Source organism: Paenibacillus arenilitoris, from assembly GCF_014705655.1.
GTDB classification, from domain to species: domain Bacteria; phylum Bacillota; class Bacilli; order Paenibacillales; family Paenibacillaceae; genus Pristimantibacillus; species Pristimantibacillus arenilitoris.
On the sequence record NZ_JACXIY010000012.1, the window covers coordinates 17,029 to 41,958 of the forward strand.

Sequence of the window (24,930 nt, forward strand, 5' to 3'; positions counted from 1 at the left end):
GAGTGTAAGCGCTGTAATAAGATGGAGAAGAGGTGAGGAGATGAGGCTGAAGAAGCAGTGGACGGCGGCCGTATGGCTGTCTGCGGCAATTCTGGTCGCGGTTGGCGGCGCGATCGCCTATTCCGCTTCGGCGCGTTCCGGTTCGGGCGGCGCTCCGGTCGCCGAGGTGAACGGAAGTCCGGTCGCGGCGCAGGAATTCGCGAAGGAGCTGGAGCGGCAAAGAGCCGCGGTCATCGATTATTTCCAAAGGGAGCGCGGCGCGGCATACGAAGCGGGCTTCTGGACGGCCGATTACGGCGGGGAGAACCCGGAAGAGAAGGCGAAGGACATGGCGCTGCGGCAGCTTGTCCGGGTCAAGGTCGAGCTGGAGCTTACGAGGCGGCACGGGCTTGTCCAAGGGACGACCTACGCCGATCTGCTTGCCGCCATGGACAACGAGAATAAACGGAGACGGGAGGCTGTCGAAGCGAACCGGCCGGTATATGGTCCCGTCCGGCTGGACGAAAGCTCGTTTCTCCCTTACTATTTGTCCAATCTGCGGAACGGGCTTAAGGAGGCGCTGGCGGAGGGGGAGCTGCGGGCAACGGACGAGGAGCTTGAGCGGCATTACGAGCTGGTCAAGGACCGGTTGTTCGCCGGAGAAGAGAGGATCGGCTTTCGGAAGCTTTCGGTGCCGTACCGAATGCACGATGATCGGGACGATGCGGACGAGAGGAGCAGGCAGTCGGCCAAAGCGCTGCTCGATTCCGCGAGGCGGCTGCTGGAGTCCGGCAGGTCGCCCGAGGAAGCGGCGCGGGAGCTGGACGCCGGCGGCGAAGCGGGCGGAATCCGTTACTCGGAGGAAGAGCTGAACGAAGGCACCGCAGGCACTTACTTCAAGTCACAGCCGGCGCTGTATGCGGCACTATCAGGCGGACTGAAGGCCGGTCAGGTCAGCGAGCCGTTCGACGAAGCCGTGCAGGGCGAATACGTCCTTATTCAAATCACGGAGAGGGAAGAGACGGGGCATGCGGGCTTCGAGGAAAAGGAGCGCGCCGTACGGGACAGTTACATGGACGCCGCCTATAACGCTTATTTGGAGCGGCTCGTCCGGGATGCGGAGGTCATCGTCCATACGGACGAACTCGATAAGATCGCGATTCGTTAACACCAATCTTGAAAGCGGTTTCTTAAGCGGGCATGCGAAAGGAATCGTTTTTTAGATAAAAAAAGTCTAGTTGGGAGGATCATGATGTGAGAAGTATGCGAAGGTTCAGGTGGTTCAATCTGTTTCTCGCCTTTGCCGTGCTTGCCGCCGGCATCGCGGCTTGGGGCGGACCGGCGTCCGCAAGCGCCGAGGAGGCATCCGGCACGTCGTATTACGTCGACGCGCTGGGCGGAAGCGACGCGAATGCCGGAACGACCGAGGGAACGGCATGGCAGTCGCTGGCGAAGGTGAACGCCACGACGTTCCAGCCGGGCGACCGCCTCTTGTTCAAGGCGGGAGGCGTTTGGACGGGCACGCTGTCGCCGCAAGGCTCGGGCGCCGAAGGAAATCCGATCGCCATCGACATGTACGGGACCGGGGCGAAGCCGCTCATCGCCGGGGCCGGCGCGAGCGCGGCGGTCTACTTTTACAACCAGGAGCAGTGGGAGGTCCGCAATCTCGAAATTACGAACAACGCGTCGACGCCCGGGACGCGCAGAGGCATTCACGTGGACGGCAGCAGCGGGACGTGGACGAATCCGAAGGTGTACAAGCATTTCCTGTTCGAAAATTTGGACATCCATCACGTCAAAGGCAATATCGCCTCCGACTACGCCCATAACGGCGGCATTATCGTCTGGGGCACGAACTGGGATTATCACGTCTCCGACGTCGTCGTCCGGAACAGCCGGATTTATTCGCTCGACAGCGTGGGCGTCTATCTGTACGGCGCGCAGAAGCATCTTTCCTCCGGCTTCAAGGTCGAGGGGAACGTCATTTACGATATCGGCGCGGACGGCGCCTTCATCCTGGACACGACGAACGGCTTGATCCAAAACAACGTCGTCTACGATACGCACGTGAGAGCGAGCGGCTACCATGTGCCGCTGTGGGTATTTTCGAACAAAAATTCGGTCATTCAGTTCAACGAGGTGTACAATACGGCGCCGGGCGGCGACGCGATGGCGTACGACGCGGATTACAAGAGCGACGGCACGATCATCCAGTACAACTACAGCCATAACAACGCGGGCGGCGCCTTCCTGGTCGTGAACGACGGCACGGTCGCCAGCAATGCCAACACGAATACGACGATCCGCTACAACATCAGCCAGAACGACAGCGGCGCCGTGTTCAACTTCAGCGGGACGCCGGACACCACTTACATTTACAACAACACCGTCTTTCTGCCCCGATACTCGAACGCCAAAGTGGTGGACTATCTCAATTGGGGCGGCTTCGCGAAGAACACGTACTTCTACAACAACCTCATCTATAATTTGGGCTCGGGCGGCTACAATTTCGGCGCAAGCACGAACAACGTGTTCGAGCACAACCTGTTCTACGGCAACCACCCGGCAAACGAACCGGCGGACCCTTACAAAATAACGGCGGACCCGCAGCTCGCCTCGCCAGGCTCGGGCGGCATCGGCAAGGATACGCTCGTCGGCTACCAGCTGCTCGCGACTTCGCCGGCCATCGGCGCGGGCAAGGCCATCGCAAGCAACGGCGGCCGGGACTACTTCGGCAATCCGGTGTCCGCGACCGCGGCTCCGAATATCGGCGCTTACGGCGGACCGGGGCTCGACCCGAATAACCTGCCCCCGCTGCCGGAGCCGCCGGAGGAGGAGAACCTGCTCAAAAACTCGGGCTTCGAGACGGGGGATTTCACGAACTGGCCGATCCATTATAACGGCGCGACGATCGAGAACAACAACGCCCGGACCGGCAATTATTCCGCGAAGGTGACGGGCTCGACCGCCGGAATGGAGCAGACCGTCAGCGGCTTATACCCGAATACGATTTACAAATTGTATGCCTACGGGAAGAGCTCGGGCGGCGGCTCCGCGGTATTCGGCGTCAAAAATTACGGCGGCTCCGCCAAGGACGCCTACATGACCGCGGCAGGCTACACCCGGAAGGAAATTACGTTCACGACGGGCAGCGCCGATACGAGCGCCATCATCTATTTGTACAAAGCGGGAGGAAGCGGCGACGTTTATTTCGACGACCTGGAATTGATCCAATTCAGCGCGGCGCCGGGCGGACCGACGGGCCCGATATGGACGGAAGGGACGGACGACGAGTTCAACGATCCCGAGCTGAACGGCCAGTGGAACTGGATCCGCGAGAATAGCGCGAACTGGTCGCTTGGCGCGAAGCCCGGCTCGATGCGGATCGTCAGCGAGGCGGGCGACATCGTGGACGGCGGGGCGACCGCGCGAAATATTTTGCTGACCGGCGCGCCGGAAGGGGATTGGATGATCGAGACGAAGATGGACGGGAAGCCTTCGTCCAGGTGGTCGCAGGGCGGACTTATCGTCTACGTCGACGACAATACGTACTTCCGGATGACCCGCTTGTACGGAAGCGGCAACCAGATCCAATTCACGAAGCAGATCAACGCGATCCGGGAGCATGTGGAGGTGCCCGATCCGATCGCGGCGACGGAAATTTATCTTCGCATCGTGAAGTACGGCGACACGTACAGCGGCTATTATTCGGCGGACGGCGTATCGTACACCCAGGTCTGGACGACGCAGGCCGCGGTTCTGGACGATCCGAAGATCGGGCTGATCGTCTGCGCGGGAACGGGGCTCACGGCGGACTTCGACTATTTCCGAATCGTTACGGAAGGCATCGAGCCGCCGCCGACTCCTACGCCAACCCCGACGCCGACACCGACACCGACGCCTACGCCGGTTCCCGTGTCCGGGGTTACGCTGAACAAAACCGCGTTAAGCTTGAGGCCCGGCCAGTCCTCCGCATTGACGGCCACCGTCCTGCCGTCCGGCGCGGCCAACAAGACGGTAAGCTGGAGCTCGGACAATGCCGCCGTCGCGACGGTCGATTCGAGCGGCAACGTGACGGCGACGGGGGAAGGAACCGCGGTCATTACCGTGACGACCGAGGACGGCGCCAAGACGGCGACCTGCGCCGTGCAGGTCGTGTCCGCGGACAATTTGCTGGCGAACCCCGGGTTTGAGACGGGGGATTTCACCGGCTGGGGCACGCATTTCAACCAATCGGCCATCTTGAACGCGAACGCCCGCTCGGGAACGTATGCGGCCAAATTGGCGAAGCAGTACGGGGGCATCGAGCAGCGGGTTATCGGCTTGATTCCGAATACGACCTATACGCTGTCCGCATGGGCCAAAACGACCGACGAAGTGTCCGGGGAATTCGGCGTGCGGAATTTCGGCAGCTACGAGAGGACCGTATTCGTCAATTCCGCGGACTATGTACGGAAGGAATATACGTTCACGACGGGAAGCACGAATACCGCCGCAACCATCTTCATGTACAAAAGGTCGGCCGCGGGCGAAGTGTATTTCGACGATTTCGAGCTGGTGCAGACGGGGCCGTCGCCGACGGTTTCTCCTTCGCCGACACCGACACCGACACCTTCATCAACTCCGACGCCGACACCGACGCCAACGCCAACGCCAACGCCAACGCCGACTCCGCTGTCGTGGGATTTGGCGGATGACGACATGGACGATTACGCGTCCGGATGGAGCACGACCGGCTCCGGCGGATCCGTGACGCAGCATGACGGCTACGTCTCGGTCGCGGACGGCACGACGAGCCATTTTTTCATGACGAAGAAGGATTTCGCGCCCGCGGCGGGAGCGTTCACGTTCGAGGTCAAGGCGAAGGCGAACGAGCCGGGCACGATCAATGAAATATCGGCGCGAAGCGGCTCGTACAACATTTCCTTATTTTTGCCGTATGGCACGTCGGGGGCGGCTCAGGACCGGGAGAGCGATCCGGTGAAGCGGACGACGCTCGATACGACCGTGTACCATACGTATAGGGTGGTTGTGCATGCGGACTTCACATACGATCTTTACGTCGACGGCAACCCGGCCTGGAGCGGAGCGGCGAGCGGCGGCACGGGGACCGATATATTGAAAATCGGGGGCAGCGCAAGCAGCGGCGTTACGGCCGGGCTGGACGTCGATTATTTCCGGATGGGCCATGGCGAAATGCTGCCATCCGCGACACCGCAGGATACGACGCCGCCCGCGCTTGCGGCGCCGGCCGACCGCTCGGTCGAGGCGACCGGCGCCCGGACGCCGGTCGACATCGGGCTGCCTGAAGCCGCCGACGACTCCGGGGCCGAAGTAACGGTCGCGAACGACGCGCCGCCCGACTTTCCGCTCGGCACGACCGTCGTCACCTGGACGGCGGCGGACGGCTCCGGCAACGTAAGCACGGCGCGGCAGAACGTAACCGTCGCCGATACGACGCCTCCGGTGCTCGCGGCGCCGCCCGACGTCGCCGTTACGGCAACGGCAAAGCTGTCGCCGGTCGCGCTTGACGAAGCGGTCGCGACGGATGCGGTGGACGGCGCGGTAGCGGTAACGAGCGATGCGCCGCCGCTGTTTCCCGTCGGGAATACGCTTGTGACCTTCACCGCTATGGATTGCAGCGGGAACTCGTCAACGGCTCAAGCGACGGTAACCGTGCGGAATGCCGCGCCCGTGCTCGGGGCGGTCGGGAATCAAGCGGCGAAGGAAGGGAAGAAGCTGGAGCTCGTCCTCCGCGCGGACGATCCGAACGAGGACGCGATCGCGTACGGCGCCGCCGGCCTGCCCGAAGGCGCGGTCTTCGACCCCGCGGCCGCCAAGCTGGTCTGGACGCCGACCTTCGCGCAAGCCGGAACGTACGACGTTGAGCTGTATGCGAGCGACGGCGAGCTTGACGATCGCGAGCTCGTCACGATCACCGTCCAGAACGTGACGCTCCAAGATCTGATTAAGGAGCTCATCGACTACATCCGGCGCCATCTCGGAGCTTCCGTGCAGCAGGAATTGGTTGTTAAGCTGGCCGCCGCAGCGGACAAAGCGGTCAGAGAAAGCGACCATGCGGCGCTGGACGCGCTTCAGGCGTTCGAGAACGCCGTCGAGGCGCTTAGAGGGAAGAAGAAGCTGACCGACGAGCAGGCGGACGAACTGCTTCGGATGGCCGCCGCCATCGAAGAATGGTTGTCTTCCATGTGACGGGGAGTCATTTCCCGTACCGCACAAGCTCCGGTACACGACGAGGCGGCGGAACCTAATAGCCGCTTCCAAGGAACCGAAGAAGGAGCCGTCTCCACAGGTCATGGGCGACCGTAGAGACAGCTCCTTCTTCATTGCCTTTCCGCACTTGGCCGCGTTTACGCGCCTCTTCCTCCTTTCAAACACGACCGCCTGCTTCCGCGACGTTCGGCCATTAGACGGCGATACTAATTTCAAAAAATGAAACTAAATCGCATTAACCCCCATCCACACTCGATTTAGTTTAAATGTTTGATATTAAACGGTGTTAATCGATCCTTTCATTATGATATTAACCGTCTTAGTATCAAAATTTGAAACTAGTCCTCAATATTCCTTCCAGCTTACCGCTCTTAGTTTCAGAATTTGAAATAAGTGCCCTCGTCGCGCAAAGCGTAACCGTCCGCTCGACGCTTCATTGCCGGTAACCTCGCATCGGATCGGACGATAGGGCGGTTGCAGGAACCGGGGAACGGACGGCGCGCGGAAGGCAGCCGACCATCGCGCCGGCTCCCTTCGTGTTTTTAATTTGCCGCGGAACGGCTTGGGACAATGCTTTTATCCTCGAAGCGGGTGGAGAGAACGACGAGGGTCGACGAAAAGCCGAACGCGTGGCAGGCTTCAAGGAAGGCTTCCAACGTTTCGCTCGTTTCGGTTACGACCTTCAATAAATAGTTATACTCCCCGCTCGTTCGGTAGAAATCGACGATCTCGGGGGCCGCTTCGCCGAAAGCCTCGAACTCCTTGCACTTATTCGATTTGAACAGCACGAACGCGGTTGTATGCTTGCCCAGCTTGGACGGGGCAATCTCCGCCCGATAGCCCGTTATGATCCCCTGCTCCTCGAGCTTCCGAAGCCGTTCCGTTACGGCCGGCTGCGACATCGCGATCATTCGGCTCATTTCGGAAATCGTGATTCTGGCATTATCGTGAAGCGTTGACAATATTTGTTGATCGATGCGATCCATTACGAGAGCACCTCATTTTTTTAGGATTTGGTGGGAAAACGACGATGGAATTAAGCTTTTTAGCTCCAAATGCCTTAATCCGCTCATTTAAATGGTAACGCGGTTTCAATAAAATGTCACTTATAACCAGTAAGGGGGAATGAACATGATGACAACGTCATTATATGAAACCGGAGCGATCGATGAGGTGAAATTTGTCACGACAGGGGACGGCGTTCGGATCGCTTATCGAATCGACGGATCGGCAGGCAAGCCGATCTTGATGCTTGCGAACTCGATCGCCACCTCAATGGGCATGTGGGATGGCCAGATGGACGAATTTGCACGGCATTTCCGTGTGCTTCGCTACGACTATCGGGGACATGGCGCCTCGGATACGCCCGCGGGCCCGTATTCGTTCGACAGGCTGGGACGGGACGTCATTGAACTGCTCGACTCGCTACGCATCGACCGAGTCCATTTCCTCGGGCTGTCGCTGGGCGGCGCCGTCGGACAATGGCTCGGCATCTACGCTCCCGAGCGGATCGATCGGCTGATTCTGAGCAATACCTCCTCTTACCTTGGACCGGCCGAGCAATGGGAAGGCCTGATCGCGTCCGTCCTTCAGGCGGAGAACCTGACCGGATTCGCCGATATGTTCGTGAAGAACTGGTTCCCTTCGCATATGGCGGCGTCGAACGAAGCGATCGTCGAGTCGTTTCGCCAAATGGTGCTCGCTACCCGCGCGCAAGGAATCGCGGGAAGCTGGGCCGCGATCCGCGACATGGACATGCGCCGGACCGCCGCCCTTATCCGCAATCCGACGCTCGTCATCGCCGGCCGATATGATACGGTGACGCTCCCTGCGCACGGCGAATTAATCGCCGGGACGGTGCCGAACGCGAAGCTCGTCATGCTGCCCGCCGTTCACCTGCCGAACGTGGAGTACCCGTCCGAATTTCTGAATGCCGTGCTCGAATTTCTGCAAGCGGAATAAAGAAAGCACGGTCCATGCTACAAAAAAACGAGCGACCTCCCCGAAAATTACGGAGGTCGCTCTCGGTTTATCCGATCACGCTCAGCGCAATCGATACCGTATCCGCCCCGTGCGCGCGGGCAAACGATTCGAGCGCGCGATGCACGCTTTCGCGAAGGCCGTCCGCGTAGTCGACTTCGGGATCGATTTGCAGCAACTGCACGGTCAAATGGCCTTGCTTGGCGTCCAGGCGCGGGTCCATGCGGCCGATCAGACGGTCGCCTGCCAAAATCGGCATCGCATAATAGCCGTATTTACGCTTGACGGCCGGCGTATAGATTTCCCACCGGTACTCGAAGCCGAACAAGTCCTCGAGCCGCGACCGGCTCCATAACAGATTGTCCAGCGGCGGGAGGAAGCGAACCGTCCCTTCCGTTTCCTTCCCGGCCGCGTCTTCCTGCGCGGCAAGCCGATCCCTATCCGATGCCAGCATGTAATAGGGCTTGTTTAATCCCTCGACTTCAACCTTCGCGATTTCCCCCGCCAGCAGGCGGCGTTCGATCGCCTCCCGCCGTTCTTTTGCGCTTAGCCGCTGCCAGCCGAGTCGAGGGTCGCCCGGTTCGAACACCCGGTAAGCCCGAAAGTATTTTTGCAGCATCGCTTCCAGCGCTTCGGCTCTGCCGATCGACTCCGCTTGCCGGAGCAGCTCGGCCGGAACGCTGCGCCCGGTGACGGCGAAGAGGCGCTGGTTGCCTTCTCTTCCGACGATCCGGATTTGCGCGGCGTCCATCATCAAATTGAGCGCATGGGACGTCGCCTTCGTCTTCGCGTTCACGTTATCCCAATAGCCGTGCACTCGCTGATCGGAGTCGAACGACTTGGCCGGCAGCGGGCCTTCGTCCTCCAGCCGCTTCAGCACCTGCTCGGCGACGGGGCGAATTTGATCGATATAGGGCTGCAGCTTCCGCTTCATCAGCAGGCGGGTCGGTTCGAAAACCGGGTAATCCTCCATCGGAATGACGCATGCCGCATTTGCGATATATTCGAACAGCTCGCCGCCGCGCAGCAGCTCGTTCAGAATGCCCGGCTCGTAGCCGCCGATTCGCGCCGCCAGCGTCAAATGCTGATTCGGACGCACGGCGGAGACCGGGTCGATCTGCACGCATTCCAGATGCCGGATCATGTCCAGCACGCGCCGGCTCAGCGCTTCGGCCGAGGCCGGCCGATCCTCCGGCGGATGAAGCAAAGCCTGCCGCTCGAGCAAAAAACGCCGGAGCGCCCGTTTCGTCGTTTTGACCGTGTTCATCGGAACGCCTCCGCCGCTTCGGACAAATGCCAGCAGACGCCGGAAGGATCGATGAGGTGGATCTCGCGTTTGCCCCATGGATACACGGTCGGCTCTTTCGCCTTCGCCGGGTAGCGGTTCGCCGCAAGGACGGCTTGGAGTCGGGACCACCAACCGTCCAGGTCCTCGACCGCCAGCTCGAGCATGTAATTGTCCTGAAACGATTGGTCGTGGAAATTTTGAAGGAAAAATTCCTGTTCCCCGATTCGAAAGACGCTCAGTCCGTCGTCGGAGTAGATTTTGTCAAAACCAAGCTCCTCGAAAAAACGCTGCGCCAGCGCGTAATCTTTCCCCGATGGCACGAACGGCCGAAGCTTCACGGCTTTCATAGGCAAGGCTCCCTCCTCTGCATTACTTTTTATCACAACATCCATTTTCAAAATTGTAGCACAACTTGCGTGAGAAATAGTTGACCAAAACCGCATGTCACAAAAAGAGGGCGTTCGTTGTCTTGTTTAATGCAGCCGATTCTAACGCAAAATAATGAAAAAAAGGGAGAGGAACAAGATGGAACCATTGCTCGTTATTAACGCGCATCCGAAGACGGATGCCGAATCGTCCGTCAGCCTGCAAGTGCTGCGGCGGTTTCTCGAAACGTACCGGAAGCTGAATCCTGAAGGACCGGTGGAGCAAATCGATTTGTACCGGGACGACGTTCCCGCCATTGATCCTGTCTTTCTCAGCGCGCAGGAGAAGACGAGGAAGGGCGAGCCTTTGACCGAGGAGGAACGGCGTCTGGCTTCCCGCATGTCGGAAATTCTCCGGCAGTTCAAGCAGGCCAAAAAGTACGTCATCGCCATGCCGCTGCATAACTTCAATATCCCTTCGAAGCTGAAAGATTACATGGATAACGTCATAATCGCGAGAGAAACGTTCGCGTACACGGCAAACGGTTCGGTCGGCTTGCTGAACGACGGCCGAAGCCTGCTCGTGATTCAAGCGAGCGATGCCGTGTATACGAATAACGATTGGTATACGGAAGTCGAGTATTCGCATAAATACTTGAAGTCGATGTTCCATTTTCTAGGCGTGAAGGATTACCGGATTATCCGGGCGCAAGGCAATGCCTTCTTCGATCGCGGGGACGTGCTCGCCAAAGCCTGTCAAGAAGCCGATGACGCAGCCGCTTCCTTAATCGAGACAACGAAATAAAGGAGCGGCGGTACCGTGCCGCATCGGCGGTCTACCCGTCGCCGTCCGCCGGATTGGCGGCATGGGGCCGCTGCCGGAATTCGCTGGGCGAGAGTCCCGTTTCTTTTTTGAAGTTATTGCTGAAATAGTGGATGCTCGCATAACCGAGCGCATCCGCGATCGCTTCGATCGCCTCTCCCCGCAGCAGCGCTTGCTTCGCCTGCCTGGTCCGCTCGGCGATCAGGTAATGCTTCGGATTTTGCCCGACCTCCCGGTTGAAAACGACGGAGAAATGACCCGGATGATAGCCGCATAGCCCGGCCAGCTCGCGAACCGTCCACTTCCGGCCCGGCTGCTGGCGAATCGCGTCCAGCGCCGGCCCGATCCTTCCGGCCGGTTCTTCCGCCTGCGATCGCAAAGCGGTGCGAACGACGAGCGTCAGCAATTCCATTATCAGGGCGCGCAGCGCGAAGGGATAGGCGGCATGCGCGCCGGCATACTCCTTGACGATGCGCGTGAACAACGGCTCCGCGAGGACGATCGAGAAGCGGCTCGGCAGCTCGAGGTCGGCCGCTCCCGGAATCGCGATGCGGAACCTCTCGGGCTCCGCCGCGAGCTGCGCCGAAGAGGCTTCCCGGATCAGATAGGCCGGATGGACGGGTACGGGGCTGTCGCTGCGGAACGCGAAGTGAACGCTATAGTATTCGGTCTCCTTCGTCGTCGCGAGCAGATGGGCGCTGCCCGGTCCCAGCATTACGCATTCGCCGGGGGAGATGCGGCAGCGGCTCCGCCCCGACTGCAGCACGGCTTCACCGGATACGACGTGAAAGAACTGCCAATCGGGGATGAACCGCGGGCCCCACTGCACGTTCGGGCCGGCGGCGTCGCGGCTGGCGAAATTAACGGCGGGGCTGCAATCGAACAGCGAGCCCAGGTGCATGGCGATCAAGCCTCCTGCTCTAAGCAATCTTGAAAAAACGTAAATCTCTCCGGTATTTGTCTAAATACGTCCCGATGCTCCTACTGTATAGTTAAAGCGCATACAAAATCAACTTCATTTTTAACGGAGGTGCGCTATAGCGATGTTGTCGGAAACGCAAGTGAAGCAGTTCGAGCGGGACGGTTTTCTTAAAGGGGATGTCGTATTAAGCGAGGACGAGGTTGAGGCGCTGCGCGCCGAGCTGCAGGACGTCATGGACGGGAAGACCGTCAACAAGCCGATTCTGAACCGCAACATGCTGGACTCCGGGTCGCTCTACGACAATATGAAAATGACGGTAAGCGAGCGGGTCGTGCAAATCGTCAACATCTGGATGGCGAGCGACGTCTTCTTCCGGCATGCTTCGAACCGCCGGATATGCGAGGAGATCGCGCAGCTCTCGGGAACCGGCACCGTCCGCATCTGGCACGATCAGGTCCAATACAAGCCCCCGGTATCGGGCGGTCCGACGGGCTGGCACCAGGATCACCCGCTGTGGCCGATCATCCAGCCGGCCGATCTCGTCAGCGCCTGGGTGGCGCTGGACGACGCGGTCATCGAGAACGGCTGCATGTGGATGGTGCCCGGCAGCCACAAATGGGGCAATCATCAGAAGTACTTGGCCAGCGACCAAAACTTCATGCCGTACCATAAGCAGCCCGAGCTGCTGCCCGAGGGCGCAATCGTGAAGGCCGTGCCGTTCGAGATCAAGAAAGGGCAAGTCGGTTATCACCACTGCATGACCTGGCACGGCAGCCCGCATAACCGCTCCGACCTGCACCGCCGGGCCATCGCGGTTCACTACATGCCGGGCCATACGAGATACGAGCCGTCGGCGAACCATCCGATGCACGATTACGTGAACGTGAAAGCCGGCGAAATTCTTCAAGGCGACCATTTTCCCGTCGTGTACACGACGCCGACGAGCAAGATGGCTTGAAGGCGGCCTGTCCGCATTCGTCATCGTTCGTCCAAAAGCAAGGAGCAGCTGCCGCGGCCGCTGCTCCTTGTTCCTTATCGTAAGCGAATCTCGCTACGGCGCCGCAATATCCCGGGCAACGGCGCCCAGGACGTTATGGAAGAGATGCCCGCCTCCGTCGAGCTCCCGGCATACGGCCCCGGGAAGCTTGTCCGCGTACCGCGCGAGGTGGTCGAAGGGAACGATTTCATCGTCGCGGCTGTGATAGATGAAAATCGGAAGCGCCGAGGGCAGCTTGGATGCGAAGCCTTCGCGCAGCGCATAGTCGCCGACTTCCCAGTCGACGGCGCCCCAATAGGGAGGCGCGAGGAGGAAAAGGCCGGCAATCGGCGGACTCGTATGCGACTCCGATAACAATTTCAATAGAACGGAGGCGCCCAGCGAATGCCCGACGGCAATCGCATTGCCATTGCCCGCGGTAAGCCGTTCCTCGATTAAGCCGCGCCAAGCCGCATAGTCGGGGCTGTCCTCGTCGGGCATTCTCGGACAGCAAATTTCGTATGCAGGACCGAGCAGCGATTGCAGCGTCATCGCCATATGCCGGCCCGCCTCGTAAGCGCCGTGTCCGCCTCCGTGGATGAAAAGCAGTTGCTTCTTCAGTGCCTCCACCTCCATCGTTTCGTCAAAATTCCGTCTGTCCGAATTGTAGCATATCAGGCGACAAACGATTTCTTCTCGTTTGCTGTTTGGCCTCGCCGGACATGGAGATAGCGGTAATTATTGATTAAAATTATTCTATCCTGTGGATTGCGGCGGAGCGTTAATGGTAAAGTACTAACGAACAATGATGTCGGGGGGAATGGACTGCGATGCAACAGAACAAATACGACGATTCCGCTTTTTTTGCGAATTACAGCCGGATGCCGCGCTCGACCGGCGGTCTTGACGCCGCCGGGGAATGGGAAGATTTTCGCGCCTTGCTGCCCGACCTTCGAGGCGCCAAGGTGCTGGATCTCGGCTGCGGCTTCGGGTGGCATTGCCGGTACGCGCGCGAGCAGGGGGCCAGCTCCGTCGTCGGCATCGACCTTTCGGAAAAGATGCTGGAGCGCGCCAGGGCGATGACCGACGATCCGGGAATCGAGTACCGCCGCCTGGCGATCGAGGACTTCGAATTCGGCGCGGAGCGGTTCGACGCGGTCATCAGCTCGCTGGCGTTCCACTACGTCGAGCGCTTCGACCTGCTCTGCCGGAACGTGCATCGAGCGCTCGAGCCCGGGGGATCCTTCGTGATCTCGGTCGAGCATCCGATCTTCACCGCGCTCGCCGCCCAAGACTGGCACTACGGCCCCGAGGGAGAGGCCCTGCATTGGCCGGTCGACGATTACCATAGCGAGGGCGCAAGGGAGGCGAGGTTTCTTGGCCATGACGTCGTCAAATACCATCGCACCGTCGCTTCCTACGTGAACGGCTTAATCGAAGCGGGCTTCGCCATCCGCAAGCTTTCCGAGCTGCAGCCGACCGAGGAGATGCTGGCCCGGAATCCCGAGTGGCGGGAAGCCGTGCGGCGTCCGATTTTTTTCTTGATCGCGGCGGTCAAAAATTAATTCATCCGGACGCATCGACCTTTAACCGTTCAAGAACGGACCGGAACCGGGGATGCCTTTTCCCGAATTATGTGAAAACGTTAATCCTACTGCCCCTGACGGCTGTGTTATAATACGGCGGAGACCTATGATAACGGATTCATAGCATGTACGCTGGGAGGTAGTCATGAACGGAAGAAGGAAGCCGGCAGGCAAACGGTTACTTATAACGGTATGGGCGATGCTCCTGATCTGCGTCTGGCCGCTGTCCGCCGCCGCGGCGCAGCAAGAGAAGGCCGAAATCGCGAAGGGCGTATCGGTTACGCTGGACGGGGAAGCCGTGAAGCTCTCGGATCCGGCAAGAGCGCTGGATGGCAGGCTGTTTATGCCTGTTGCCCATATCGCCTCGCTATTCGGCGCGAAGATCGAATGGGATAAAGTAAATGAAGAAGCAACGATACATAACGCTTACGGAGATACGATCGTGCTCGGCAACGGCGTGCCGGTCGTCTATTTTAACAAAGGCCGCTACATGATGGACGAGGCGCCGTTCATCTTCGAGGGCAGGATGTACATTCCGCTTCGCCATGTCGCGGAGCTGATGCATGCGAAGGTTTATTGGAACGCGGCGACGGAGACGGCCGAATTGCAAACCGTGCAGCCGGCCGTCGTGGCGGACGGGTACGGGCTTGCCGAGATCGGCGAGCAGTACGGAAGCAGCAGCGCGGAGCTGCTGAAGCGGAATGGGCTGGAGAGCGCCGAAAGCGTCAAGGCCGGTACCGAGCTGCGCGTCGTCGTGCCGGCCGTGCTGGCCAACGAAGCGGAGCCGTTCACCGAGAAGGATCTGCAGCTGCTTGCCAAAATTACGCAAATCGAAGCGGGCAGTGAATCGTACGAGGGGCAGCTCGGCGTAGCGAACGTCATCCTCAACAGGGTGAAGAGCTCAAGCTTCCCGGACACGATCCATGGCGTCATCTATGCGGGCAGCCAGTTCCCTCCCGCGCACAACGGCCTGCTGGACAAAAGCAAGCCGAACGCCAGCGTGCTGCGCGCCGCCAAGGACGCCTTGAACGGGAAAAACAACGTGGTCGGGGCGGTCTATTTCTTCAATCCCGAAATTTCAAAAGGATCGTTCTGGTCGAGTCTGGACGTCGTCGCCACGATCGGTCACCACAGCTTCGCGAAATAGCGGGGGCCCTAGTCCCCCATTCCAAACCGTCGATCGGGCAGTGCCCGGTCGACTTTTTTGCCGTGTTGGGGCTGCTATATGCGCTGCCGCTCGCGTTCGCCCGCGTCGCACGATGCGCCGATTTTCGCGCCGCCCCATATGCCGCCCCCTCGCGCGCCGCCCGGTCAAACGGGCATTCGCGGAAGAGTACGGCTGCCGAATCGGTCGCGGCCGCCAATCGCCTCTTTTTCGCGCTGCTGAAACCTTTGCGCCCCGCGCAGCGTCTACCCTTCAAAGGAGTTGATAAGGATGGGGAAACGGAAAAGGATCATCTTTCTCGCCCTGCTCTGCATCGCATCCCTGCTGACGGCATGCGGGCTGGGAAGCAACGGTTCGACGAAGCCGCCGGAGGAGGAAGAGACGGAGCCGGTTCAAGCGATCGACAAGGGGTATTTGATCCGGAAGGACGAAAGCCGCTGGTTCATTACGTCGTACAAAGAGAGAGACGGCAACGCCTATATCGATGCCTATTCGTTCGCGATCAGCGACAAGACGGCAATGACGGATAGCGGCGGCCGGCGTATCGCGCCGGACCAAATACCGCTCGGCGCGCAGGTCGACGTCTGGAATGCCGGCCCGGTGGCGGAATCGTATCCGATGCAGACCGACGCCGCCAAGATCGTCCTGCACGCGGATACGCCGGATGCGCCGGAAGACGGAATCGGCCGGACGGAAGCGATAGCGGCCGCATTGGAGACGCGGAACGGGGCGGTCCTCGCAAGGGCGGTGAAGACCGTCGAGCTGGATACGGACAACGGCTATTGGGACGTCGAGCTCGCGGAATACGAAATGATCGATCAGCCGATCCGCGTGCGGGTTGATTCCAAGACGGGCGAGATATTGCCGGTCCCCGTGGCGGAGAACGAGGCGTTCCGCGTATTCGCTCCTCAGCCCGGCAGCGAGTCCGGCCCGACCATCACGGTCGAGGGCGAAGCCCGCGTATTCGAGGCCGCGTTCAGCTGGACGCTGGAGGACGGGCATAACGTGCTGGCGGAAGGGCATGAAATGGCGGACGGCGGCGCGCCCGCATGGGGGAAATTTAAATTCGACGTCAACTACGAGAACGCATCGCAGTCCAATATCATGTTCATTTTGTTCGTTCACAGCGCCAAGGACGGCAGCGTGGAGCATCAGCTCGTCATTCCGCTTAAAGCGCCCGAGGAGCTGATCCAATATAAGGCCGAGTCCTAGATAGAAACGCCAAACAACCATCCTCGCCCGCGAGCAAGGATGGTTGTTTGTTGTGTCGTATCGGAGTAGCGGGATTCGAACCCACGGCCTCACCCACCCCAAGGGTGCGCGCTACCAGACTGCGCCATACCCCGACATTTACAATTGCGATGATGGCTGTAGCCCTAATTATAATGGACGGATTGGGAAATTGTAAAGACTTGGCCGCGCTCTCATATACCCGGGTATATATAGGATATGACTTAACATATATTTTTGTTTATTTAATAATCATTATAAAATGATCCCACGGGCCGGCAAGCCGTCATCCCGGCTCTCGCGGCTTGCCTATCCGCCGCAAAAAGGGGGAAAAGCTTATGCATACGGAAACGCAATCGCAAAACGGAGACCGATTAATTCGCGTCCTGGCCGTCACGCTCGTCATTACCGTCATGAGCGCGACGATGTTCAATATCGTGCTGCCGGAGATCGCCGCGGAGTTCCGGCTCACCTTGTCGCAAGCCAGCTGGGTATCTTCCGGCTTTCTGCTCGTATACGCGATCGGAACCGTCATTTACGGGAAGCTGGCCGACCGCTTCAAGCTCAAAAACGTGATGACGTTCGGCATTTTCTTTTTCGCCTTCGGATCCTTGATCGGCCTCACGGCCGACTCCTACGGGGCGCTGCTCGCCGGCCGGATTCTGCAAGCGGCGGGCGCCGCGGTGATCCCGGCATCGGCCTCGATCATACCGGTGCGCTACTACCCGCAGGAGAAGAGGGGGCGCGCGCTCGGCATTACGATGACGGGGCTTGCGATTGGAGCGGCGATCGGGCCGGGCGTCGCGGCCTTGGCCGTCGGCTTCCTGCATTGGCGCTGGCTGTTCCTTATGCCGATGCTCACGCTGCTCGTGTTACCGTATTTCCGCCGCTATTTAAAGGACGAACGCGGGAAGCCCGGCAGGATGGATTGGCTCGGCGGCACACTGCTGGCCGGCGCGGTCGCGCTGCTGCTGCTGGCGATCACGTACGATTCGTGGCCGTCCGCGGCGGGCTGCGCGGCGGCGTTCGGGCTGTTCGCGCTAAGAATCCGCTCGGCGAAGGAGCCTTTCGTGAAGCCTGCCCTGTTCGGCAGCAAGGGCTACGCGCTAGGACTGGCGCTCGCTTTCCTGACGACCGGCGTCGGCTACGCGCTGCCGTTCCTAAGTCCGCAGCTGCTCGCGGAGGTGAACCGCCTCGATTCGGCCTGGATCGGCTACGTCATGGTTCCGGCGGCCGCCGCGAGCGCGCTGCTCGGACGCAAGGGCGGCAGGCTGGCCGATTCGAAAGGGAGCCCGTTTCTCTTCTTCGCGGCATCCGCTCTGCTGCTCGCCTGCTTCCTGCTCATGTCCTCGTTCGCCGGGGCGGCGCCCGCCTGGATCGCCGGCTTCCTCATCTTCGGCAACGTCGGACAATCGTTCATGCTCATCGCCTTGAACCATTCCGTGTCGCGGACGATGTCGCAGGAGCAGGTCGGGGTAGGCATGGGCCTGATGGCCATGCTGAACTTCATGGCCGGCGCCGTATCCGCGTCGGTGTACGGCAAGCTGATCGACCGGGGCTCGGGAGCCTCATGGAATCCGGTTCAAGAGACCCCGGAGGCGTTCGTGTTCAGCAATCTCTACTTGGCTCTTGCAGCCGTGCACGTCGTTATTTTGGCTCTGTTTTATGTTCAATTCGGCCGGGGCGGGCGCAGAATGCGCGAAAGCGGGGCGTCGAGCCCGGCCCATTCCAAAGCAACGGAAAGGATGAATAGATATGAAGGAAACCATCGGTAAAATGAAGGCGGCGGCAATTGCCGCATTCGGCGGGCCCGAGATGCTGCGGTTAACCGAATTCGACGCTCCCGAGCCGGGGCCCGGCGAGGTTCGCGTCCGGGTAAGGGCCGCCGGCGTGCAGCCGGTCGATTGCGCGGCGCGCTCGGGCTGGAGCCCGCCCGGCCTGTCGCCGTCGCTGCCGCTTATCGTCGGCAACGAATTCGCCGGCGTCATAGACCGCCTCGGCGACGGCGTAGAGGGGTTCGCGGCAGGCGACGAGGTGCTCGGCTTCCGGTCGCTCGGCTGCTACGCCGAATACGTCGTCGTTTCCGCCGCGCAGCTGGCCGCCAAGCCGCCGGGTATGCCGTGGGAAATCGCCGGCGGCTTATCCGGCGCCGGCCAGACGGCGCATACCGCCATGGAAGAGCTCCGCGTCGGCCCGGGCGATACCGTCCTGATAAACGGCGCTGCCGGGGGAGTCGGCACCGTCGCCGTACAGGTGGCCAGAGAACGCGGAGCGGCTGTTATCGCGACGGGGCGAGAGGAGAACCACGACTATTTGCGGTCGCTCGGCGCCGTTCCGGTCACATACGAGGAAGGTCTGGCCGACCGGATCAGGGTGCTCGCGCCGAGAGGCGTGGACGCTGCGCTCGACGCCGCGGGAGGCCTTGGCCTTGCGGTCGCCGTGGAGCTGGTGGAGGACAAGGACCGCATCGGGACGATATATGCCTTCGATCGGTACAAAGAGCTCGGCGTCCGCTGGATTTCCAGCAAGCGCAGCGCGGCCCGGTTAAGCGAGCTGGTCGATCTGTACGTGAAAGGCAAGCTTCGCGTACACGTCAGAAAGACGTACCCGCTCGAGCAGGCCGCCGAAGCCCACAGGGAAATCGAGACCGGTCACGGCCGGGGCAAAATCGTGCTCACGATCGAATGAACGGGCCGGCCGCGGCGACGCGGCCGGTTTTCATTTTGCGTAAAGTCCGGGTGCGAGCCTATTATAGATGCCGGCAAAATGGGGAATAACTGCGGGGAAGCAACGAAATAATGTCACGCAGGTGATCGGCCGATGATCTTGGTTTGCTATTTGATCGTAAATATTGCATGCGTACTCGCCTTTTTTGCATGGCCGGGCAAACGGCTCCACGCCCTGGAGATTTTGACGTATTGGCTGTTCGGCTCGCTTCTGATCCAGAATTACTACGCTTTTCTGCATATCAATTTCAAGCTGATCGTTATCAACGAGGCGCTCGGTCCGGCCTTGGCGCATTTTATGAACCGGACCGTCATGCAGCCGCTCATCGTCGTCGGCGTACTGCCTTACTATGCGGCAAGCGGTACCATCGGACGGAAAGCGGCCGTTCTCGCCTGCTGCGCCGGCCTGTTAACCGGATTGGAGTGGCTGGCGGACTGGGTGGGAATTCTCGAGCATAAGGGCTGGGACGGTTGGCTGACCGCGGCATTTTGGCTCGTTGCGCTCGGACTTACCGTTTTATGCCGTCGAACGTTCGGCCGAAAATTAATACGCGAGGTTAAACGAAATGAATTTTAAATGGGATTGGAACGAATGGTTCATGCTCTTTACCTCGATCGGCAGCGTCCTCGCCTTCCTTCCGATCCGGCGTTACTTTCATCCCGTCCTGACCTGCATCATTTGGCTCTTCAGCCTCGTCTACGTGGAAACGATCGATTTTTTTCTCGTGGGCAGTCCGTTCCAGTTGTATTATTTCTCGGACAACGAGACGTACGAGCCTTCGGCAGTCTTCGTTCACATGACGCAGTATTCCGTCTCGTCGATGTGGTTCCTATACGGGTATCACAAATGGCAGCTCAGGGGGATGAAGCTATTCCTGTATATTCTCGCCTGGACCGGCTTTGCCGTTCTGTACGAGTGGATTTGCATCCTGAATAAAGTGCTCACGTTTACCGGATGGAAGCTGCTCTATTCCGTGCCGACGTATCCGGTCTCCAGTCTGCTGCTTATCGCGGTGTATCGCCTTATTTATAAGCATCTTCGCAGTCCCGTCCGGTGACAGCCGTCATGGTAGGCCGCCAGCATGCGCGCCTTGCGCGGGGCTGTTTCTTGTATTCGAGGAATAAACCGGCAGTTTCTAATAAAATATTTGAAGATCCGAATACTAACCTTTATTCACGATGAAACGGCTGATTCAGCCAGCGAGGAGGAAGGATGGCCATGACGATCGCGCGTACGGCTTCACCGGCCAAAATGAGCTCGACGGAGCTCGGGGCCTTATGGATGACGTATCACAAGAAAACGATGATTTTGCGGATGCTGGAGTATTTTATCGCGAAAGCGGATGACAAGAAGGCGAAGGAGCTTATGTCGGGCTTGTGGAAGCAGCTTGACGCCAAAGTAACCGAGATGAAGGTAATGCTCGAAAACGAAGGGGCGGCGGTTCCCGACGGTTTTACGAAGGAGGACTGCAGCATCGGCGCGCCGGCGTTGTTCGAGAACGGCTTCGATATTATGTTTTGCCGGATATTAAAGGAGATCAGCATGGGCATGTACGTCCTTCACCTGACGATCTCCTACCGGGAAGATATCGTGCTTTTGTACAAGCAGCTCACGGATATTACCCAGACCTACTATAACCATTTTACGCAATTCCTCTCCGACAAAGCGCTGCTCCCCCGGCCAACCTACGTGTCCATGCCGCAGTCGACCGACTATATTACGGACAAACAGTATATGAAGGGAACGGGTCTCTTCGGCCATAAGCGGCCGCTCAATACGGTCGAGTTCGGATTGTTGTATCACGGCTTCGAAACCAATATTACGGGCATGCAGTTAATGTCCGGCTTCGCCCAGTGCGCGAAGGACGAAGCGGTAAGGAACTATTTTGCCAAAGGAAAGGCGCTCTCGAAAGAGATCCTTAAAGATATCGGGGACATCCTGCTCCAAAACGATATTCAGCCGCCCGCCACGCCGGGAGGCACGGTCACGGGCTCGACGGAAGCCCCTTTCTCCGACAAGCTGATGCTGTACTGCGTTTATTTGCTCGGCAGCTTCAGTCTCGGCGGACAGGGCTTCAGCACGGCGTTCAATCTGCGCAACGACGTCGTCGCCGTATCGGCGAAGCAGGCGAAGGACGTATTCGAATACGCGAGAGAGGCCGCGACGATCATGATGGAAAAAGGATGGATGGAGGAGCCGCCGCGCATGGACGTGTAAGCCTGCAATGCCGGATTCGAGCGGTTCGCGTTTCGATCGCTTCATGTCCGGGGACGCTTTCGGGCGTCCGCGCGGATGGCGTATAATGGAAGGGCAAGCGCAGCCCACTTTGAAAGGAGCGTCGATTCGTGAAGTTCAGGAGACTCGGCAGTACGGGGTTAAAGGTGTCGGTCGTCGGCATCGGAACTTGGCAGTTCGGAGGAGAATGGGGCAGGGAGTATGCGCAGGAGGAGGCGGATGCCATTCTCGACAAAGGGCATGAGCTCGGCATCAATCTCATCGATACCGCGGAATGCTATGGCGATCATCTCTCGGAATCGCTCATCGGCGATTATATCGGCCGGCGCAGGCGCGAGGATTGGGTCATCGCGACGAAGTTCGGTCATCATTTTCACGAGCGGTTCACCCGCACGGACGCCTTCGACGCCGGCGGCGTCGTCGAACAGCTGGAAGCGTCGCTTCGGGCGCTGAAGACGGACTATATCGATTTGTACCAATTCCATTCCGGTCCGGATATGGCATTCGACAACGACGAGCTGTGGACGGCGCTGGACAAGCAGGTGCAGGCGGGAAAAATCCGCTTCCTCGGCACGTCGATCGGTAGCAACGACAACCTGCATCAGACGGAAGCTTCCTCGAAGGTTAATTCCCGCGTCATTCAGGTCGTGTATAACCGGCTCGACCGTGCGCCGGAGGAGCGGGTATTCCCGTCCTGCGAGCGGCAGGATCTCGGCGTGCTTGCCCGCGTGCCGCTGGCCAGCGGCTACTTGAGCGGCAAGTATAAGCCGGGCGCGGTGTTCGGCAGCACGGACGTGCGTCACCGGCACGATCCGCAAAGCACGCTGCTCAAGCTGCAGGAGGCCGAGCTCATCCGGCGCGAGGAAGTGCCGCAGGGCGTCGATATGGCAGCCTGGGCGCTTGCCTGGTGCTTGAAGCATCCCGCGGTGACGGCGGTCATTCCGGGGTGCAAGGATCCGGAGCAGGTGGCGGCCAACGCGAAGGCGGTCGAGCTTGTCGAGTCGTCGCATCCTCAGGATGCGCTGTCGTAACAATAGGATGGGGAGACGGAACCTGAACCTGACCGCTTTCGGTCAGGTTTTTTTGCGTACGATCGGCCCCGATTCCAGTCTCTTGGAGTACGGCTGCGACCGTCGGATCGCCATCTCGCTTCCTTACGGACCTCACAGCCGTTATTTAACCGAAAGTGGCCTCTTCGGAAATGTAACGGACATGAGCGTCCTTATTTTGCTCCATTGGGGTATAAATGGAGGGATGAGGAGCCAATAGCGCCCCTCCTGTCCGTTAAAAATGAAAAGGCCCACGTTTCATCGAAATAAGGGCCTCCCTGTCCGTTAAGGGACGGCTTCGGCACGTCCGTACGGCAAGCTGCGGACGGTCGTCCAACGAACGGGACCGCACGGCATCGTCAGCGGCATGTTATACGCTCTAACCGACTGCAATCATGACAGAGGCTACGGCGTCCCGGAAAAAGTGGAATACGAGCTCCTGTTCATCGGCGACTCCCCGCGTTGACTCGCCGTACCCCGCGGACGTATGATGATGGTAACGAATCTTACCCGATAAGGAGACCCGAGCATGATTTCACTCATTCGCCCGCCCTGCTGATCGTAAGCCGCAAGGCAGCCCCGAGCCCCTCCATAACGGATTGAGCCTGACACGCCCAATCAGATTACGGAAGGGAGCTCCCTATGAACTACGCCATGAATTTGCGGATCCTCTATTTGTTTCGTTTTTTCTCCAGCCTCATCCCGGCCTACGTTATCGAGAGGCTGTATTGGGAGGAGCGGGGAATGACCATCCAGATGGTCATCTATACGGAGATTATTTACGCCGTGACGATCGTCCTGCTGGAAGTGCCGACGGGCATGCTGGCCGATCGATGGAGCCGCAAAAATATGCTCGTCCTCAGCGCCGTGCTCGGCTGCTGCGAGTTTTTGATCCTGATTTTCGCCACGGAGTTCTGGCATTTCGGGCTCGTCGTCTTCCTGGCGGGCATCGCCCGGTCGGCAAGCAGCGGCGCGGAGAACGCGCTGCTCTACGATTCCTTGCTGCTGCAGGGGAAGGCCGCTTCGTTCGAAAAACAGCTCGGCGGCCTGAACGCCTGCGACTTTGCGTCCGCCATGCTTGCCGCATTGTGCGGAAGCTTGCTCGCGAACCGATTCGGCCTCGAGCTGAACTACTGGCTGTCGCTCGCGAGCGCGGCGGCCGCTCTGCTCCTGTCGTTCCTGTTGGCCGATCCGCCCGCGGCCGGCGGCGACGCCGAGGAGGAGGAGCCGATTCCGCTGAAACGCTACGTGACGGAATCGCTGCGCTTCTTCCGCGACAATCCAGGCGTCAGCCTTGTCGTAGCTTCGGGCATGGTAACCGGCACGGCTATCGGCTTCGTCGACGAGTTTTGGCAGCTGTACGTGAACCGGCTGGAGCTGCCCGTCGCCTATTTCGGGGTGCTATCCGCGGGGCTTATGCTGCTGCGGCTTCCCGGCAGCCTGCTGGCCCATGCGCTGCTTGGCCGTTTCCGTTACCGGACGCTGATCGGCATGATCACCGCCCTGTTCGTCGTCGGCTTTGCCGTCGCCGCCTTCAGCGAGAGCTACTTCGGCCTGGCGGCCTTGATGCTCGTCTGCTTGTTCTCCGGCGTGATGGAGCCGCTCGTCACCGGCTATCTGCACCATCGCATCGATTCCCGGGCCAGGGCGACGATCGATTCCTTCCAATCGCTCGGCCTCAATCTGGTGCATATTGCGAGCGGGCTCGGCTTCGGCTGGCTCGCCTCCCGCTACGACGTGTTCGGCGGGTACGGCTTTATTGCCGCGATGTGCTTGGCGTTCCTCGTTTGGTTCGGCGCCGCTTCCCGCAAAATCCGGACGATCGGATGAAGCGGCGCGCGGAATAAATAAGAATGAATCGAACGGGCTGCCTCGGCAGCCCGTTATTGCCGCTCCACTACGCTTTGCCCCGGATGCCCCGCACCTTGATTCCAAAACCATTTATAGTTGGTCAACGCCATCCCGAACAGAATGGTCAGCACCATATGCGCAAACAAAGCATAAACGACGATTTCAAACCAAGATTCGCGTCTGGCGCATAGCCATAGGGAAAAATAGAGGCTGCGGACAGAAAAATGCTTGCGCAGAGAGCTGCGGTTACCACGCGAGACACCTGCTTATTCAATAAATAAAGGAAGTACAATCGGGTATCGCTCATATAAATAACGTTTGCCACCGCTGATAATTTATGTAAACGGTGCTGTCAGCCGGTAACCGCCGCCTTGAATGAGGGGAATTTTCATTTGATTTTCATGTTGACATTCCGATATGAAGGCGTTATATTAGTGTCACAAAAGCTGAAATCGCTTACTGCTGAAACGAGGCTTTTATTTTTTCGGTAATCTGGGAACGTTCCCAAAATCACTGAAAC

At 59.4% G+C, this 24,930-nt stretch carries 20 protein-coding genes and 1 tRNA gene; 15 read left to right on the forward strand and 6 right to left on the reverse strand.

The window, feature by feature from the left end; genetic code table 11:
* Window positions 1–40 precede the first annotated feature (40 nt).
* On the forward strand, window positions 41–1,147 hold the full coding sequence (locus IDH41_RS09255) for a peptidylprolyl isomerase (RefSeq protein ID WP_190860326.1): 1,107 nt from the start codon (window positions 41–43) through the stop codon (window positions 1,145–1,147).
* Between the two features lie 95 nt (window positions 1,148–1,242).
* Window positions 1,243–6,192, forward strand: coding sequence for a beta-xylosidase family glycoside hydrolase (locus IDH41_RS31765; protein WP_263364567.1), 4,950 nt, complete (start codon window positions 1,243–1,245; stop codon window positions 6,190–6,192).
* Window positions 6,193–6,755: 563 nt separating this feature from the next.
* Here IDH41_RS31765 and IDH41_RS09265 read toward each other — a convergent pair.
* On the reverse strand, window positions 6,756–7,199 hold the full coding sequence (locus IDH41_RS09265) for an Lrp/AsnC family transcriptional regulator (protein WP_190860330.1): 444 nt from the start codon (window positions 7,197–7,199) through the stop codon (window positions 6,756–6,758).
* A gap of 145 nt (window positions 7,200–7,344) precedes the next feature.
* Here IDH41_RS09265 and IDH41_RS09270 point away from each other — a divergent pair, with 145 nt between their 5' ends.
* Window positions 7,345–8,175, forward strand: coding sequence for an alpha/beta fold hydrolase (locus IDH41_RS09270; protein ID WP_223829595.1), 831 nt, complete (start codon window positions 7,345–7,347; stop codon window positions 8,173–8,175).
* A gap of 67 nt (window positions 8,176–8,242) precedes the next feature.
* On the opposite strand, the gene IDH41_RS09275 is transcribed toward IDH41_RS09270, so the two are convergent.
* The gene (locus IDH41_RS09275) at window positions 8,243–9,460 is read right to left on the reverse strand and encodes a winged helix-turn-helix domain-containing protein (RefSeq protein ID WP_190860331.1); all 1,218 of its coding nucleotides are present in this window, start codon (window positions 9,458–9,460) and stop codon (window positions 8,243–8,245) included.
* Window positions 9,457–9,828: a VOC family protein gene (locus IDH41_RS09280; protein WP_190860332.1), complete on the reverse strand. Its 372-nt coding sequence runs from the start codon at window positions 9,826–9,828 to the stop codon at window positions 9,457–9,459. The genes IDH41_RS09275 and IDH41_RS09280 overlap by 4 nt, the downstream gene beginning before the upstream one ends.
* A gap of 178 nt (window positions 9,829–10,006) precedes the next feature.
* Between IDH41_RS09280 and IDH41_RS09285 the strand changes: the two genes are divergently transcribed.
* Window positions 10,007–10,651, forward strand: coding sequence for an FMN-dependent NADH-azoreductase (locus IDH41_RS09285; RefSeq protein WP_190860333.1), 645 nt, complete (start codon window positions 10,007–10,009; stop codon window positions 10,649–10,651).
* Between the two features lie 31 nt (window positions 10,652–10,682).
* Here IDH41_RS09285 and IDH41_RS09290 read toward each other — a convergent pair whose 3' ends face one another.
* A complete protein-coding gene (locus IDH41_RS09290) occupies window positions 10,683–11,570 on the reverse strand; it encodes a helix-turn-helix domain-containing protein (protein ID WP_190860334.1) in 888 nt (295 codons plus the stop codon).
* Between the two features lie 142 nt (window positions 11,571–11,712).
* Here IDH41_RS09290 and IDH41_RS09295 point away from each other — a divergent pair, with 142 nt between their 5' ends.
* Entirely contained in the window at window positions 11,713–12,549 is an 837-nt protein-coding gene (locus tag IDH41_RS09295) for a phytanoyl-CoA dioxygenase family protein (RefSeq protein ID WP_190860335.1), read from the forward strand.
* 93 nt (window positions 12,550–12,642) lie between these two features.
* On the opposite strand, the gene IDH41_RS09300 is transcribed toward IDH41_RS09295, so the two are convergent.
* Window positions 12,643–13,203 carry an alpha/beta fold hydrolase gene (locus tag IDH41_RS09300; RefSeq protein ID WP_190860336.1) on the reverse strand — a complete coding sequence of 187 codons (561 nt, stop codon included), beginning with the start codon at window positions 13,201–13,203 and terminating at the stop codon, window positions 12,643–12,645.
* Window positions 13,204–13,397: 194 nt separating this feature from the next.
* Between IDH41_RS09300 and IDH41_RS09305 the strand changes: the two genes are divergently transcribed.
* The 3 genes from IDH41_RS09305 (at window position 13,398) to IDH41_RS09315 (ending at window position 16,530) form a co-directional block, all read left to right on the forward strand.
* Window positions 13,398–14,132, forward strand: a complete 735-nt coding sequence (locus IDH41_RS09305; protein WP_190860337.1) for a class I SAM-dependent methyltransferase — start codon at window positions 13,398–13,400, stop codon at window positions 14,130–14,132.
* Window positions 14,133–14,298: 166 nt separating this feature from the next.
* Window positions 14,299–15,300: a cell wall hydrolase gene (locus IDH41_RS09310; protein WP_190860339.1), complete on the forward strand. Its 1,002-nt coding sequence runs from the start codon at window positions 14,299–14,301 to the stop codon at window positions 15,298–15,300.
* A 288-nt stretch (window positions 15,301–15,588) separates the two neighbouring features.
* Window positions 15,589–16,530: a Gmad2 immunoglobulin-like domain-containing protein gene (locus IDH41_RS09315; protein ID WP_190860341.1), complete on the forward strand. Its 942-nt coding sequence runs from the start codon at window positions 15,589–15,591 to the stop codon at window positions 16,528–16,530.
* A gap of 60 nt (window positions 16,531–16,590) precedes the next feature.
* Here IDH41_RS09315 and IDH41_RS09320 read toward each other — a convergent pair.
* A tRNA-Pro gene (locus IDH41_RS09320) sits at window positions 16,591–16,664 on the reverse strand.
* Between the two features lie 222 nt (window positions 16,665–16,886).
* Here IDH41_RS09320 and IDH41_RS09325 point away from each other — a divergent pair.
* From IDH41_RS09325 to IDH41_RS09355, 7 genes are all read left to right on the forward strand, one after another.
* A complete protein-coding gene (locus IDH41_RS09325) occupies window positions 16,887–18,323 on the forward strand; it encodes an MFS transporter (RefSeq protein WP_190860343.1) in 1,437 nt (478 codons plus the stop codon).
* A 1-nt stretch (window position 18,324) separates the two neighbouring features.
* On the forward strand, window positions 18,325–19,236 hold the full coding sequence (locus IDH41_RS09330; RefSeq protein ID WP_190860602.1) for an NADP-dependent oxidoreductase: 912 nt from the start codon (window positions 18,325–18,327) through the stop codon (window positions 19,234–19,236).
* 132 nt (window positions 19,237–19,368) lie between these two features.
* Window positions 19,369–19,851 carry a hypothetical protein gene (locus IDH41_RS09335; protein ID WP_190860345.1) on the forward strand — a complete coding sequence of 161 codons (483 nt, stop codon included), beginning with the start codon at window positions 19,369–19,371 and terminating at the stop codon, window positions 19,849–19,851.
* Entirely contained in the window at window positions 19,841–20,332 is a 492-nt protein-coding gene (locus tag IDH41_RS09340; RefSeq protein WP_190860346.1) for a hypothetical protein, read from the forward strand. The genes IDH41_RS09335 and IDH41_RS09340 overlap by 11 nt, the downstream gene beginning before the upstream one ends.
* 161 nt (window positions 20,333–20,493) lie before the next feature.
* Window positions 20,494–21,492, forward strand: a complete 999-nt coding sequence (locus IDH41_RS09345; RefSeq protein WP_190860348.1) for a DUF3231 family protein — start codon at window positions 20,494–20,496, stop codon at window positions 21,490–21,492.
* A 128-nt stretch (window positions 21,493–21,620) separates the two neighbouring features.
* Complete coding sequence (locus IDH41_RS09350) at window positions 21,621–22,541, forward strand: aldo/keto reductase (protein ID WP_190860350.1); 921 nt, start codon at window positions 21,621–21,623, stop codon at window positions 22,539–22,541.
* Window positions 22,542–23,201: 660 nt separating this feature from the next.
* Complete coding sequence (locus IDH41_RS09355; protein WP_190860352.1) at window positions 23,202–24,389, forward strand: MFS transporter; 1,188 nt, start codon at window positions 23,202–23,204, stop codon at window positions 24,387–24,389.
* The last annotated feature ends 541 nt before the right edge of the window (window positions 24,390–24,930 follow it).